The organism is Gemmatimonadota bacterium (assembly GCA_016712265.1).
Lineage (GTDB): Bacteria > Gemmatimonadota > Gemmatimonadetes > Gemmatimonadales > Gemmatimonadaceae > RBC101.
Window position 1 is genome coordinate 529820 of the sequence record JADJRJ010000031.1, and the last position, 15352, is coordinate 545171.

The window sequence follows — 15352 nt, forward strand, 5'->3', positions numbered from 1 at the left end:
GGCCCGCGTGCTACCGGGCTCGCGTCCGCCGGATGACGTGGATGAGCGGCCGGTTTGTGATCCCGCCAAAGCGGGCGGTGGCGTCCACGGCGCTGTAGTAGCGAATTTCGCCGATCTCGTTCAGCCCGATGCTCCGGAGGGCTTCTACCCCGCCTACCATCTCGTTGTCGACCCGGACAATTGGGCCCGATTCGGTGGCGCGGACGCTCCGGGCACCGGAATTCCTGAGGAATCGCGGTCGGAGGCGCTGGACGGCGTCCAGGGCGCTGGTCAGGCCAAGGGTCGAGTCGATCTCGGCCTGCGTGATGAGGTCCCCCTGCCGCGTGGTCGCCGCTGCAGCGCCTGCCCCGGTTCCACTGCTGCCGGAGGCGCAGGCAACCGCGAGGCACGACAGGGCGAGCAGGGCTACGCGGCTCATCTGGTGAGCGGGGCGAGCTTCCAGATCCCGTTGATCATGTCCGAGGCATAGAGGCTGCCGCCGGTGAAATGCACGCCCCAAATGAATACCGGCGCATTCTGGTCGAGCAAGCCGACGGCCTTGAGCCGTCCCATGAGGCGCAAATCGCACCGGCCATCGGCGGCCCGCTGGTTGGCGGCGCAGGTGGAAAGGTCGCCGCGGACGTCCAGCGCCTGGACTCCGCCGTTGTAGTAGGCGGCGTAGAGGTAGCCGTTGGTCTCATCCACCGAGAAGTTGTGCGTGCCGGCTCCCGGTACGTTGAGGAAGGCGACCTCGCGCATGGCGGCCAGGTTCGAGATATCCACCACGTGGATGTCACCCGAGGACGAGGTGAACAGCGTGGCCGGGCCCTCTTCGCCAATGAAGGCAAACCGCTTGTTGGTCCCGTCGTGCAGCCACCAGATGTTATGGACCTTGCCCCCTGCGGTGGCCACGCCGCCGAGGAGGACCGGGGCGTTAATGCTGCCCCCGCGGCCGCCACCGCCAATGTCGTGGACGACCATCCCGTTGTTCCACTGGGCCGTGAACAACAACCCGTCCCGCACAAAGACGTCGTGGACAAACGATCCGGTGATGTCCAAGGTCCACACCTCCCGCGGGGCGGTTGGCGTGGACAGGTCGACGATCATCATCCGCGCGGGGTGGCCGTTCCCTGTGTTGATCGAAGCGAAGGCGTAGAGCTTGCCCCCGATCGTCTGCAGCTCGGCCGTGTGGATGCCCCGCGTGGACTTGTCCGTGAAGAAGGTGGAGATCAACCGCGGGCGCACCGGGTCCGCGAGGTCGAACGTGAACAGGTAGCCCGGCCCGGGCTCGCTGGGCACCACCAGGTATCTCCCATCGCTGGAGACCTGCACATCCCCCAAGGTGCCGACAGCAGGGATGGACAACGAGTCCACGAGTAATGGTGTCGCGGGGCGTACGTCCCAGATGTAGATGACATTGCCGGGTCGCCCTATGCCGCCCACGGTGCGCGTCCCCCACGTCGACGTGTACCCGTACGCGCCGTGGATCCACACCTCCGCGTTGTACCTGGCGGTCGCCGTGCCGCGGCCGGCCACGGTGATGACAGACGGCGTCGGCGGGGTGACCGGATCCGGCGGCGGCGTGACGGGTGTGCCGGGTGCCTTGTCCCCGCTGCAGGCGGCCAGGGCGACCACAAGGAGGGGCAGGACGAGGGATCGCTGGGTCACGGGAAGCTCACTGTGGCTGGGAGTAACGCCCGAAGCGGGCCCGCATCTGGCCGGCGTGCAGGCGCACGCCGGCGGAAACCATCCAGACCTGACGCGCCCCGAACAACTCAACGGGATCGAGCGCCGTGGGCCGTCGGGTCGCGCGTGGCACATGATAGCCGACTTCCATGAACGGACGACCCGTGAGCCATCGCGTTCCCCCACCAGGCCCAGAGAGGGCAACGGTGGTGTTCCACCAACGCGTGCGTCCGATGATGTTGAAGTCGTGCAACGGGCGAACGGTACGGAAGAAGGAGGTCGCCCGTTCCTCTTCGGGGCGAATGGTGCGCTCGAGACGACTGGAGATCGTAAACCCACGCGGCAGGGTGACAGATCCCTCGGCCAGCCAGGTGTCGAAGTCGAACGCCTGCACCGGTCCGCTGAACTCGCGCGTTCTGGCGTACTCAAGCAGGAGGTACCGTCCCGGGCCGGTCGTCGACGCGTAGCGCGCGTTGGCGGCATGCTTGCGCTGGTCCAGGCCGAAGCCGGCAGCAAACTCGGGCGATTCGACCCGCGCCAGGCTGGCGGACAATTCCAGCGCCGGCGTCGGGCGCGTGGTGAACCGCGCCGACCAGGAGTCGAAGGAGCGGTCCGCGTTGGGCCAGTCGGTGGTCGACTCCGGCTCGTCACCATTGAAGGACGCGACTTCGAGGGTGCTGCCTCGCCAGGTGACGGCACCGGTCACCATCGCGCGCTCGAGCAGTTGCGCATGGTGATGATTGACCGGGTACTTCACGAAGGGACGCACCATGGGGTCGTCCGTCCCGTACGGGACGAACCCCTTGCCGACAAACAACGACCAGCCGGTGTTGCCGGCAGTACCGCTGGCGCCCACCATCGCTTCGTGGAGCCAGGTGTGTGGGTGCCGGCGGTCGACATACCCCTCGCCGTAGACGCCAGGGTTGATCTCGCCGCGCTGGAGGGTGGCTCCTTCGGCGTTGATGGTGAGGTAGGCGCGCACCCCGCGCCGTGGCGAGCGCCAGGTCCCGAACACCATCGGTTGCGTGAGGTAGGCCTCGGAGATGGTGACCTTGAACGGGCCTGGCGCCGCGTGCGAGTACACCCCGGTGGCCATGGCCCCGATGGACAGGCGAGCCGAATCCGTGGGCATCGCGTGGCCATGCTGCGCCGCGAGGCTCCTGACATGCAGGGCAACCACCAGCGCCGCAACGAGCGGTGCGCGCTTCACCGGACGGGCGGTGGAGGGCCTGGTGCCACGGGTTTCGATTGCTTCCTCCACCATCGCTTGCCTCTCGTGTCTGGCCCCAACCGAACGACCCGTGGGACAGGCCGAGCCCTACCTGGTCGTGTCGGCCACGACGCGCGCGCTCCGGATGAAGTCGAGCTTCGGGAAGTAGCGCTCCAGATAGGCGTTGCCCCGCGAGAAAATCATGTTCTGGTCTGGCCCGAAACCAGACGGCGGGCCGTCCCCATACGCGAAATACAACGAGTCGACTGCCCCCATGCCGTCGATCACCTGGCCGAACGGGGTGAACCCCATGGCATCCAGGTTGGCGTTGTCGACCGTGTTGATGAAGACTTGGGTAGTCCGCGTGCTGGGGCCGGCCATCGCGAAGGTGACAAACCCGCGCTTATTGCTTTGCACCACGGGGTCATCCGGGATGGGGAGCTTCTCCCATGCCGCGTTGACTTCGGGGTCCCCATGGGCGCCGAACTGCGCCATGAAACCCTCCATCACGCGGAAGAAGCGGGTGTTGTCGAAGTACCCGCTCGAGACCAATTGGTAGAAGCGGTCGGCGCCAAGGGGCGCCCACGCGCGCGTGACCTCGACGGTAAATGCGCCCTTGCTCGTTTCGAACCGGGCGCGATACACGGGCGGCGCTTGCTGAGGCGTTGCCGGTGGCAGGCCGACTTCGGGTGGCTTTTCGCAGGCGGCGGTCGCGAGCAGGGCGATGAGGCAATAACGACGCATGTTCACGGTAAGAAACAGGTGGTGCTGGTGTGTGGATCCCGGTCCCGTCGTCCGCCCGGTGCAGGTCGCTAGTGGCTGGTCCCCTGGTACACGCCGATGCGCCCGTTGGCGCCGCTCGCATAAAAGACGGAATTGGCCGACGCGCGCACGGCGTGGAACCCGGTGCGATCGAACGGGCGCCAGCTCCGGCCACCGTCGTCGCTGATGTCCGATCCGGCCTGACCCACGGCGAGGACCAAACGGCCCCCACGGCCCGCCGCCACCGAAGATCGGAAGCCGCCGGTGGTGCTCGTCGGCGTCACCCATTCCTTGCGACCCGGCAGGTAGATCGCGGCGTTCGCCCGGGTCGAGTCGTCCTGCGTGTAGTCGCCGCCCACGAGCACGAGGGTCTTGGCCGCCGGGGTGACACCAAAGATGCCGGTGCTGCTTCCGCCGGACCGGATCGGTGTGTCGATCGCAGTCCACGTGGCCCCGCGATCGGTGGAGCGGTGCAAGCGGGCATGCCGCCCACCGCTCGCCACCCACGCCCCCTGCATGCCGTCCACCACCAGGACCTGGCCGCTGGCGGCGAAGGCTGCCTCGCCCTCTCGTGCCTCGGGGCGGGACGCGGTCGGTGCCTCCCGCCACGTGTCGCCCCCGTCGTCCGTCAGCAACACGAAGAAGCGCCCTCCCATGGGGTCGCCTAACGCGATGCCATGCTGGTCGTCCCAGAAGTCGACCGCGTCCAGAAACACGGAGGTGTCAGCGGCCTGGTAGCGCAGGCTCCAGGTCGTTCCGCCGTCGACCGTGCGCCAGATGCGTCCCGCGGTGGCCACCGCGTGGGCGACGGTGGCGCTCCGGCCATGGACGGCGCGCACGTCGAAGGTCCCGCCCGGTACGGTGTCCACTCGCCAGCTTGCCCCACCATCCGTTGTGAGCAGCACCGTACTGCGGGATCCGCTGGCCCAGACGGTGCGATCGTCGACGACCGACAGGCCGCGCAGGGATGCGGTGGTGCCAGTGGACAGGGGTCGCCACTGGCCGTGGAGCGGCCCGGCGAGTGCGAGGGCGAGGAGGACGGCAGCGGTTCGCATGGGGGAAAGGTAGTGGGGACGCTGGTGGCAGCGGCTGGGGGGCAGGGTGGAGCCAAGCAACAACCTGGGGCTTGTGCTCTGGCTGGAGCTGGGGCACACATGCGTCTGCCGTCCACACACCGTCATCCGTGCCTTCTCTCCTCCGAACACGCTTTCTCGTCGTTGGCAGCGGGGTCGCCGGGCTGCACACGGCCTGGCGCGCCAGCACGCATGGCGACGTGGTCGTCCTCACCAAGCGCACCCTCTTCGATTCCGCCACGGCGTATGCGCAGGGGGGGATCGCGGCGGCACTTGGTGCGGGGGACTCGCCGGACCTGCATCGCAAGGACACCCTGGCGGCCGGCGCTGCGCTGTGTGACACGGAGGCCGTGGAAGTCCTCGTGGAAGAGGGTCCCGCGCGAATCCGCGAGCTGCAACTCGCGGGCGCGCGCTTTGACCTCGGGGCCGATGGCAAGCTGAAATTGGGGAACGAGGCCGCGCACTCGCGGCGGCGGATTGTCCACGCCCAGGGGGACCGCACTGGGGCGGAGGTCGCGCGCACCCTCGTGGAGCGCGTGCATGCATCGAAGCGCGTCTCGGTGCTCGAGCACGCGCGAATCCTCGAACTCATTGTCGAGGGCGGGCGCTGCGCGGGGGTGCGCGCCAGCGTGCTCGGGCAACCGGTGGAGATCCGCGCCGACGCGACCGTCCTCGCAACGGGCGGTTGCGGGCAGGTCTATCGCTACACGACCAACCCCGTGGTGGCGACAGGTGATGGCTTTGCCATCGCGCATCGTGCGGGGGTCACCCTCGCCGACATGGAGTTTGTGCAATTCCATCCGACGGCGTTGGACACCCCAGAGAACCCGCTCGCCCTGGTCTCGGAGGCGGTGCGCGGCGAGGGGGCGGTCCTCCGGAACGCGGCGGGCGAGCGTTTCATGGTCAAGCGCCACAAGTTGGCGGAACTGGCACCGCGCGACATCGTGGCCCGGGCGATCTTTCGCGAGCAGAAGCAGACGGGTCAGGTGTGGCTCGACGCGCGTTCGCTCGGCAAGGGCTTCGTCACGCGCTTTCCAGGGATCACCGCCCTCTGCCGGGCGCGCGGCATCGAACCCGGCGAGCAACTCATCCCGGTCACCCCGGCCGCGCACTACATGATGGGTGGCATAGTCACCGACCTGTCCGGCCGCACCTCACTCGCGGATCTCTACGCCTGCGGGGAAGTGGCCTGCACCGGAGTGCATGGCGCCAATCGCCTGGCGTCCAATTCGTTGCTGGAGGGGCTGGTGTTTGCCGAACGTGTGGCGCGAGAGATGTCCCAGGGGAAACGGCACGCGGGCCCCCGTCGCGCCCAGGCGTTTGACGTCCCGCCGCTCGCCGATCGTGGCGCGGCGCAGGTGGCCGCCGACGCCATTCGCGCGTTGATGTGGGATGCCGCGGGGATCGACCGCAACTCCCGTGGCCTGCGGACCTGCGTGCGTCAGTTGTCAGAGATCGCGGAGCGACTGACCGAGGGGATGACCGAGGAGCGCAACATGTGCGAAACCGCGCAGCTCATCGCTGGTGCGGCCCTCGCGCGGCGGGAATCGCGCGGTGGCCACTACCGCAGTGACTTTCCGCGGGCGAAGGGCGAGTGGCGCGAGAAGCGACTGGAGTGGTAGGCCGTCGGGGCTCTCGGCACGGGTGTCCGCCGTGGCATCACCGGGGACGTCGCGCGGGGCCGGCGTCATCCCGTTGGTTGCGGGACCACACCCCCGTAAACTTCCCGCATGGTGAACCCTGACGCTCCTGCCCTCGCCGACCGCATCCGGGCCCTGGCCCGCGAGCGACACGCCGTCATCCTCGCGCACAATTACGAACGACCCGAGGTGCAGGACGTGGCGGATTTCGTCGGGGACTCGTTAGGGTTGAGTCGCGAGGCGGCACGCACCGACGCCGAGGTGATCGTGTTCTGCGGGGTGCATTTCATGGCGGAAACCGCCGCCATCCTGTCGCCCGACAAGACCGTGCTCCTCCCGGACCTCGCCGCCGGGTGCTCGCTCGCGGACACGATCACCGCTGACCAGCTGCGCGCCTGGAAGGCAGAACACCCGGGCGCGGTCGTCGTGGCCTACGTCAACACGACGGCAGCCGTGAAGGGCGAGAGCGACTACTGCTGCACCTCGGGGAACGCGGTCGAGGTGGTGGAGTCGATCCCGGCGGACCGGGAGATCCTGTTCCTCCCCGACTTCTTTCTTGGCGCGCATGTGCGTCGCGTCACGGGGCGGACCAACATCCACGTGTGGCAGGGGGAATGTCACGTGCATGCCGGGATCACCCCGCAGAGCCTGGCGACCCAACGGGCGGCACACCCGACCGCGGAAGTGCTGGTGCACCCGGAGTGCGGGTGCGCGACGAACGTGGTGGAAGCGATGTCGGCGGGCGCCATCCCCAGCGACGGTGTGCAGGTTCTGTCGACGGAGGGGATGATCAAGCGTCCCGGTGCCTCCGCCGCACGCGAATTCATCGTCGCGACGGAAACGGGGATCCTGCACCGGTTGCGGCGGGCCAACCCCGACAAGCTGTTCTTTGCTGCCAGCGACCGCGCCGAGTGCCAGTACATGAAGTTGACCACCCTGCCCAAGCTGCAGCGCGCCCTGGAACGCGGGGAGCATCGCATTACCGTGCCGCCGGAGGTGGCCGCGCGCGCGCGGCTTGCGCTCGAGCGCATGGTCGCGATTGGTGGATCCACGCCGTCGCGCGCGCCCGCCTTTGACCCGGGAGAGTAGGGTGCCCCTCCCGTTCCCGCTCGCACAGGGGGCCCTCGATGACCTCGTGCGCGCGGCGCTCGCCGAGGATCGCGCGTTCGACGACGTCACGACCCTGGCGACGGTTGCTGCAGACAGTTGGAGCCGGGCGCGAATGGTGGCCCGACAGGGCGGGGTATCCTGCGGGGCCGCCTTCGCCACGGCCGCCTTTCGCGCCCTGGACAGCGGCGTCGTCGCGCAGCTCCGTGCCCCGGACGGCAGCCGCGTGGTGCGAGGCGAGGTGATCCTGGACCTGTCGGGGCCCTCGCGCGCCCTGCTCTCGGCCGAACGCGTGGCACTGAACTTCATGCAAAGACTTTCCGGTGTCGCGACCCTGACCTCACGATTTGTCGACGCTGTGCGCGGAAGTCGCGCCGAGGTGCTGGACACGCGAAAAACCACCCCGGGGTGGCGCGCACTGGAGAAGTACGCCGTCCGATGCGGCGGGGGGACCAACCACCGGATGGACCTCGAAGCGGCGGTGTTGATCAAGGACAACCACCTGGCGGCTGTGGGCGGCGATGTCGCCGTTGCGGTGCGGCGGGCCCGCGAGATGGCGCGCCCCGGCGCGGTCATCGAGGTGGAGTGCGACCGGATCGAGCAGGTCGAGGCGGCCGTCGAGGCTGGCGCGACCATGATCCTGCTGGACAACATGTCGATTGCGTCGCTGGTGGCCTGCGTGCGGCTGGTCGCGGGCCGCGCGAAGCTGGAGGCCTCCGGTGGCGTGACCCTGGAGTCCATCTCAGCCATCGCGGCCACCGGTGTCGACTACATCTCGGTAGGTGCGATCACGCACTCCGCGCCGGCCATGGACCTCGCGCTCGACTTCGAGACATGACGGTGCCCGTCGAGCCCCATCGCTCGCCTGGCGCGGCGGCACCGCGCGCGACGCCGGCCGTCGAGACGTGCCCCATCTGCGGGTCGGCGCAGCTCCTTGCGCTGCGATGCAAGGTGATCTGTCAGGGGTGTCGCACCATCCTGCAGAGCTGCGCCGACTTGTAGGACGTCAGGGATTCACGGTGACGGGAACCGTCACCTGCGGCACGCCGGACATCGTCACGCTGATGCTCGTGGCCCCGGCCGCCACCCCCGTCACGACACCGCCTGGGCTGACCGTCGCGATCAGGTTGTTCCCCGTGGCGAAGAAGATCGACTTGGTGGTGGTGAGCACGTTCCCCAGGTTGTCCTTGGCCACGACGGTCAGGGTCTGCGTCGCAGCAACCGAGACCTGGAGTGGGGTTGGGGTCACCACCAACTGGGCGATCTGCGCCACCCGCAGCGTCATCACGTTACTGGTGACGTTGTCGATGGTCACCGTGATCGCGGCCGTTCCATTTTGCTGGGTCGTCGCTTGAACGATCCCGAGGTTGCTCACGCTCGCCACCGGGATGTTGGTGCTGGTCCAGACGACGTTCCGATTGTTGAGGTTTGTGACCGGACGGCCCGCGGAATCGGTGACCACTGGCGTGTACTGCTTCTGGTCGCCACCGGCGAGGGTGTCCGCGGACGGCACCAACGTCACCGTCCCGATGGGGACCGGTGTCACGCTGATATTCACCGAGGCGCTGCGCTGGTCGATCGACGCCGTGATCGTCGCATTTCCGACCGTGAGGCCGGTGACCACGCCAGTCGCGCTGACGGTTGCCACAGACGGCGTGAGCGAGGTCCAGGTGACCGCCTTGCCCGGGATCGGTTGGTTCTGGTTGTTGAGCCCCTGCGCGGAGAGCTGCAGCGTGTTGCCGACGCGCATCGGCGCGATCACGAGCGGCGAGATCTGCACCGCGACCACCTGGTCGGTGACCGTGACCACCACGTCGTTGGACTTGACGCCGTCGACCGTGAGGGAGACGCGACTGGTGCCGGCGGTGAGCGCGGCGACCGTCCCGGTGTTCGAGACACTGGCGATGGCGGCGGCACTGGACGACCACACCACCTGGCGGTTCGAGAGGTTGGTCACCGTACGGTTCAGCGAGTCGATCACGGTCGGCGTGAGCACACGCGTGTTCGACGTCTGCAAGGCAATGGAGTCCGGGGCCAACGTCACGGACTTGAGCGGGATCTCGGTGACGGTGACCGGCAGGGAGGGTGACACGCGCCCGTCCACTTCGGCGGTGATGCTTGCCACACCTACCGACACCGCTGTCACCAGCCCCGTGGAGGAGACGGAGGCGACGTTCGTGTTGGATGACGCCCAGGTCACCGTCCGGCCGGTAATCGGCGTGTTGTTCACGTCGCGCGGGGTGGCACTCACTTGCAGCGGCGCGCCGCCGAGGCGAAGGAACTGCGGGCTCGAGGGCGCGAGTGCCACCGACGCCACGGGGACGTTGATCACCGTGATGGACGTGCTGCCGTCCACGGCGTCCAGCTCAACGCTGGCGGTGATCGTCACGGTGCCGAGCGCGACCCCCGAGACAATCCCCTGTGTATTGACCGTGGCGACCGCCGTGTTGCTCGAGCGCCAGGTGATGTTCCGTCCGCCGATGGTCTGGCCCGAGGCGCCGGTCACCGACGCCAGCATCACGCGCGTCTGGTTGATCGCGACCTGGTCGTTGGCCGGTGTCACCACGACGCGGGTCACGCGATCGAGCACCCGGATATTTGCCTGCGCCGTGCGGCCATCCACACTGGCCTTGATCGACGCCTGACCGACCGCCTTCGGCGTCACGAGGCCGTTCTGGTCAACCGTCGCGACTTCGGGAAAGAGCGACTCGTACTTGACCGTCTTGCCGCTGATCTCTGCACCACTGATGTCCCGGACCGAGACCGTGGTCTGGTACGTCCGGTTGATCAGGACCGAGTCGGTGGCGATGCCGAATTGCACGCTCGACGCCCCCGGTGTGTCGACCGGAGACGTGCATGCGGCGAGGAGCGCGAGGGAGAGCCCACCGCCCAAACGGCTGAGCAACGTGTTGCAGGAGAAAGACATAGGATGGCGATGGGGCAGCAGGTCGGGGCCGGGAGCGTGACAGGGAAATCGACACCCTTTGTGCGCCGGCACCCGGACGCACGGAAAGGTACTCCGGGATCGGTCATTCTGACCCCGCGAGCGACTACCCGAAGGACGATCATCGACGGGGGGTCGCAATCGGACACGGGGCAAACCACATGCCGGACCGATCGCAACCGGAATCAGGCGTTGCTGGAGCGGGGCGCCGCCGCCAACTGCGCGCCAAACGACGAGGGATCGAGGGCAGGGGCACCACAGGCGTATCGGCGGCACACGTACCCTGTCCCCGTGGCTCGACCGTTCGTGAGCGGGGTGAGTCCCGTATCCCGGGTTGCCACCAGCGACGGGACATAGGTCCTGCCGAGTTCAGCCTCGAGCGCTTCACTGCCGCCGGGAATCGCGACCTCGATCGCTCCGTGAACGAGCAGGTCCGCAGCACCACTCAGGTGTCCGAACGCGAGGGGATGACGGGCAAGCGCTTCCCCGAGGCCATCGGCGAGTTGTCGGGCGAGAGCGTCAGCCTGGGCATCGTCACCGAACACCGAGATCCGGGCCAACAGCTCGCACGCGAGCGAGGACCCCGAGGGCATGGCATTGTCGGTAATGTCCCGCGGCCGCGTCAGGAGCTGCTCATGTCCGCGAGGCGTGTCGAAGAACAGCCCGGTCGCCTCGTCGTGGAAGTCCTGGATCATTTGCTGGGAAATGCGCTGGGCTTCGCGGAGCCAGCTCTCCGCGCCCGTGAGCGAGAAGAGGTCGAGGAACGCGAGCCCAACAGCGGCGGCGTCTTCCAGGAAGCCCACGTCGAGTACCTGTCCGTTGCGCCAGGAGCGCAGGACACGGCCGTCCACCACCAGGTTGCCACGCAGGAACTCACCAGCGCGGAGGGCCAGGGTCCGGGCCGGCGTTTGGTCGCCGAACGCGGTGGCGGCGGCACACAGTGCCCGTACCGTCAGCCCGTTCCATGACGCCAGGACCTTGTCGTCGGTCGCCGGCCACACGCGCTGTGCCCGGACGGGGTACAACCGCGCGCGCGCGCGGTCGAGGGCGGCGTCGAGCGCGTCGGGGTGAACCCCGAGGTTCGAGGCGACGGCTGCAGGTGGCGTTGCGAGGAACGGGATCGATCGGCCCTCGAAATTGCCGCCCGGGGTGATCCCCCATGCGGCCTTTACGACTGGCGCGTCGGCACCCAGCAGATCGTCGATCTCCTGTTCCCGCCAGACGTAGAAGATCCCCTCGTGCCCTTCGCTGTCGGCATCCAGCGAGGAGAAGAACCCGCCCCCAGGCGCCGTCATTTCGCGCGCGAGCCAGGTGATCGCGCGCGCCGTGGAGGCCTGCACCTCGTGGTCCTTGGTGGCGCGCCATAGCTCAACGCCAAGCCGGATGAACAGGGCGTTGTCGTACAGCATCTTCTCGAAGTGTGGCACGAGCCAGCGCTCGTCGACGGAGTACCGATGGAGCCCGCCGCCCACCTGGTCGCTGATGCCCCCCCTCGCCATCGCGAGGAAGGTCCGGTGCGCCATGTCGCGCGCCTCCGCGCGTCCCGTGCGGGCCCAGTACCGGAGCAGGAAGTCGAGCGACATGCTGGGAGGGAACTTCGGCGCTCCCCCAAACCCGGCGAAGACGTCGTCGAATTGTTTGGCGAGCCCATGGAAGGCGCGGTCGAGGTGCGCTGTGGTCAGCTGCAGGTCGTCGCGTGGTGGCCGGGTGGCCGAGTCATAGATCGTGCGTACCCGCGCCCCGGTGTCTTCGACCTTCTGGCGGTCCTCGCGATACGCGGCCGCCAGCGCTTCGAGCACCCGGGGGAACCCGGGCATCCCGTGCCGGTCCGCCGGCGGAAAGTAGGTGCCGCCATAATACGGCTCCCCCGACGGAAGCAGGAAGACGGTCATGGGCCATCCGCCGTGCCCCGTCATGGCCTGCACCGCCTGCATATAAATACTGTCCAGGTCTGGCCGTTCCTCGCGGTCCACCTTGATGTTCACGAAGTGTGCATTCATGAGGGCGGCGATCGCCGGGTTCTCGAACGACTCGTGCGCCATCACGTGGCACCAGTGGCACGCCGCGTACCCGATCGACAGCAGGATGGGCTTGTCCTCCCGCCGGGCACGATCCAGCGCTTCGGTGCCCCACGGATACCAATCCACCGGATTGTCGGCGTGCTGCAGGAGGTACGGGGAGGTCTCCGTCGCGAGGCGGTTCATGCCGGGGGGATGAAGGTTAACGTTCGAGGATGGTGCGCACCGCGGCCATGCCGAGGAGGGCGGCGCCGAGGCCGGCGACGACACTGATCGCGACGTAGAGGGCCGCGCGAGTGAACGCCCCACCTTGCACCAGCTCGATCGTCTCGACGCTGAAGGTCGAAAAGGTGGTCAGGCCCCCGCAGAAGCCGGCGCCGAGCAGCAGGCGAAGTTCTGGCGAAAAGGTCGGGGTCATCGCGGCGTACCGCGCGACGCCCCCGAGGATGAACGACCCCACGATGTTCACGACGAGAGTGCCGGTCGGGACGCCACTGTCCGCGCGCTGCAGGGCGCCACTGACAAGGAACCGGGCGACACCGCCGATGGCGGAGCCGAGGGCGACGGAGAGGAGGGGGAGCACGGGGGGCTCGAGGCTGGTGTGCTGCTGGCTGGGACTCGTTGCGTGGTGCTGGTGCTGGACAATCGTAACCAGCTCTTGCGCTCGGAGCGGCATTGGGCCACCCATCGGGGTGCCGTCTGCCGTCTACGTCCCCCCAACGCTTCAGACCCGTGTCTCCCCTCTCCGACTATCTCGCGGCCCATCAGGAGCGGTTTCGCGACGAACTTTTCACCTTCTTGCGATTCCCATCGGTCAGTGCGCGCAGTGAACATGCGAATGACCTGCGGGAGTGTGCCACCTGGTTACGGGACAACATGCAGGCGGTGGGCCTGAGTGCGACGATACACGAGACACCGGGGCACCCCATCGTGCTGGGCGAATGGCGTGGAGCTGGCGCCGGCGCACCCACGATCCTTGTCTACGGGCACTACGACGTACAACCGGTGGAGCCCCTGAACCTTTGGGAGAGTCCACCGTTCGAGCCGGAGATCCGGGATGGGCGCATCTATGCGCGCGGCTCCGTGGACGACAAGGGGCAGCTCTTCCTGCACATCAAGGCCATCGAGGCCCACCTCGCCACGGGCGGCACGCTCCCGTGCAACGTGATCGTGCTCGCGGAGGGCGAGGAGGAGGTCGGGAGCGATAACCTGGCCGCCTTTGTGGAGGCGCAGGCATCCCATCTGGCCTGTGACGGCGTGGTCATCTCGGACTCGGCGATGTTCGCCCCCGGGCAGCCGTCCATCCTGTCGTCGCTGCGCGGGTTGGCCTACTTCCAGATCGACCTGGAGGGGCCGAGCGTTGACCTGCACTCCGGGTCCTACGGGGGAGCCGTCGTGAATCCGGCGATGGCGCTCGCCCGGATCCTGGCGACGTTCCACGATGCCACGGGGCGGGTGGCCATCCCCGGGTTCTACGATGCCGTGCGCGAGTGGGAGCCGGAGGTGCGGGCGCAGATTCGCGGCCTGCCGTTTGACGACGAGCACTTTCGCCAGGAGGTCGGGGCAACCGCGTTAGGCGGCGAGGCAGGCTGGACGACGCTCGAGCGGATCTGGTGCCGGCCGACTTGCGAAGTGAATGGCCTGTTGAGCGGCTACACCGGCGAAGGGGCCAAGACGGTCCTTCCGTCCAGGGCGATGGCGAAGGTGAGCTGTCGACTCGTGCCCGACCAGACGCCATCGGCGATCGCCGAATTGATGCGCCGTCACCTGGCGCAGGTGGCTCCAGCGGGAGTGCGTGTGCAGGTCACCGAGCTGCATGGGGGGAACCCCTGGCGGGCGACCCTTGCCGGGCCCCTGTTCGACGCCGGGCGGCGCGCGCTGGAGCGAGCGTTTGGCACGGCGCCGGTCATCGTTGGTGAAGGGGGATCGATCCCCGTGGTCCACGACTTCGCGCGCGTACTGGGCGCGCCCGTCCTGCTCATGGGCTTCGGCCTCCCCGGCGAGAACGCGCACGCGCCGAACGAGTGGATGAGCGAGGAGAACTTCGTGAAGGGGACGCAGGCGGCGGCGTTCCTGTGGGATGAACTCGCGGGGCGGGGGTAGGCCGACCGCGCGGGATTCCCGATGGGAAATCCACGGGGCGAGACATTGGAGCGTCCCCTGCATGGGACGACGGCCGCAATGGGTCGGCGCGAACTCGTGTATTGACAAGGGTTTACCACAGGCGGGGACTTCGGCACCGTACCTGCCCTCCTGAGGGGTGTACCACACCAGGAGATCCCATGACCACTCGTCGCGTCGGTTTCACCCTCGTTGCCCTTGCCACGTTCGCCGTCAGCGCCGAGGCACAGCGCCGTACCCCTTCGGTTGCCCGTATCACGCCGTACGTCGGGTACATGCACTTCGGCAACTATGTTGACGGCCCCTTTGGCACCGGCATTCGTAACGAGGGTGCGCCCGTCTACGGGGCGCAGCTCGGGATCGACCTGAGTGACCAGTTTGCGTTCGTGGGCAACGTGGGCTACTCGGATTCGAACCTGGAAGTGGGGCTTCCGATCGTTGGGGGTCTCAACTTCGCCGATGCGAGGGTGCTGCTGTACGACGCTGGGCTCCAGTACCGGCTCCCGACGCCCATCTCGCTTGGACGCGAGGCGGTCCCGTTCGTCGAAGCAGGCGCGGGGGCCATGCGCACGGAGATCGGGGTGGGGTCGTTGCGCACCCAGTCGACGGCGTTCGCCGCGAACTATGGCGGAGGCGTTGATCTGCAGCTGGGCCGGAGCCTGACGTTGCGGGCGATGGCGAAGGACTACGTGGGTCGTCTCGACTTGCGCGAAGCGACCCGCCTTGACCTGGACGTCCAGACGAAGCGGACCCACAACTGGGCGTTCACGGCTGGCGTCAGCGTGAAGTTCTAGCGGTGGGGTGGGCATGGC

The 15352-nt window shown here is 68.0% G+C and carries 13 protein-coding genes; 5 read left to right on the top strand and 8 right to left on the bottom strand.

Annotated features, from left to right (window positions below; all coding sequences use genetic code 11):
- Positions 1-10 precede the first annotated feature (10 nt).
- The 5 genes from IPK85_23230 to IPK85_23250 form a co-directional block, all read right to left on the bottom strand.
- The gene (locus IPK85_23230) at positions 11-418 is read right to left on the bottom strand and encodes a hypothetical protein (GenBank protein MBK8250279.1); all 408 of its coding nucleotides are present in this window, start codon (positions 416-418) and stop codon (positions 11-13) included.
- Positions 415-1647, bottom strand: coding sequence for a hypothetical protein (locus IPK85_23235; protein ID MBK8250280.1), 1233 nt, complete (start codon positions 1645-1647; stop codon positions 415-417). Before IPK85_23235 ends, IPK85_23230 begins: the two co-directional genes overlap by 4 nt.
- A 7-nt stretch (positions 1648-1654) precedes the next feature.
- Positions 1655-2875 carry a hypothetical protein gene (locus tag IPK85_23240; GenBank protein ID MBK8250281.1) on the bottom strand — a complete coding sequence of 407 codons (1221 nt, stop codon included), beginning with the start codon at positions 2873-2875 and terminating at the stop codon, positions 1655-1657.
- A gap of 108 nt (positions 2876-2983) precedes the next feature.
- Entirely contained in the window at positions 2984-3619 is a 636-nt protein-coding gene (locus IPK85_23245) for a peptidylprolyl isomerase (GenBank protein MBK8250282.1), read from the bottom strand.
- A 68-nt stretch (positions 3620-3687) separates the two neighbouring features.
- The gene (locus tag IPK85_23250; protein ID MBK8250283.1) at positions 3688-4692 is read right to left on the bottom strand and encodes a hypothetical protein; all 1005 of its coding nucleotides are present in this window, start codon (positions 4690-4692) and stop codon (positions 3688-3690) included.
- Between IPK85_23250 and IPK85_23255 the strand changes: the two genes are divergently transcribed.
- The 3 genes from IPK85_23255 (at position 4605) to nadC (ending at position 8295) form a co-directional block, all read left to right on the top strand.
- Complete coding sequence (locus IPK85_23255) at positions 4605-6332, top strand: L-aspartate oxidase (protein MBK8250284.1); 1728 nt, start codon at positions 4605-4607, stop codon at positions 6330-6332. The genes IPK85_23250 and IPK85_23255 overlap by 88 nt on opposite strands.
- 108 nt (positions 6333-6440) lie before the next feature.
- Positions 6441-7439 carry a quinolinate synthase NadA gene (gene nadA, locus IPK85_23260; GenBank protein ID MBK8250285.1) on the top strand — a complete coding sequence of 333 codons (999 nt, stop codon included), beginning with the start codon at positions 6441-6443 and terminating at the stop codon, positions 7437-7439.
- 1 nt (position 7440) lies between these two features.
- Positions 7441-8295: a carboxylating nicotinate-nucleotide diphosphorylase gene (gene nadC / locus IPK85_23265; protein ID MBK8250286.1), complete on the top strand. Its 855-nt coding sequence runs from the start codon at positions 7441-7443 to the stop codon at positions 8293-8295.
- Between the two features lie 168 nt (positions 8296-8463).
- On the opposite strand, the gene IPK85_23270 is transcribed toward nadC, so the two are convergent.
- The 3 genes from IPK85_23270 to crcB all read right to left on the bottom strand — a co-directional run bounded on the left by IPK85_23270 (position 8464) and on the right by crcB (position 13002).
- Entirely contained in the window at positions 8464-10383 is a 1920-nt protein-coding gene (locus tag IPK85_23270; protein MBK8250287.1) for an Ig-like domain-containing protein, read from the bottom strand.
- Positions 10384-10586: 203 nt separating this feature from the next.
- Complete coding sequence (locus IPK85_23275) at positions 10587-12605, bottom strand: thioredoxin domain-containing protein (protein ID MBK8250288.1); 2019 nt, start codon at positions 12603-12605, stop codon at positions 10587-10589.
- A 16-nt stretch (positions 12606-12621) separates the two neighbouring features.
- Entirely contained in the window at positions 12622-13002 is a 381-nt protein-coding gene (gene crcB, locus IPK85_23280; protein ID MBK8250289.1) for a fluoride efflux transporter CrcB, read from the bottom strand.
- Between the two features lie 149 nt (positions 13003-13151).
- On the opposite strand from crcB, the gene IPK85_23285 reads away from it, so the two are divergent.
- Together IPK85_23285 and IPK85_23290 are read left to right on the top strand one after the other, a co-directional pair.
- Positions 13152-14522 carry a dipeptidase gene (locus IPK85_23285; protein ID MBK8250290.1) on the top strand — a complete coding sequence of 457 codons (1371 nt, stop codon included), beginning with the start codon at positions 13152-13154 and terminating at the stop codon, positions 14520-14522.
- Positions 14523-14701: 179 nt separating this feature from the next.
- The gene (locus tag IPK85_23290; protein ID MBK8250291.1) at positions 14702-15334 is read left to right on the top strand and encodes an outer membrane beta-barrel protein; all 633 of its coding nucleotides are present in this window, start codon (positions 14702-14704) and stop codon (positions 15332-15334) included.
- Positions 15335-15352 lie beyond the last annotated feature (18 nt).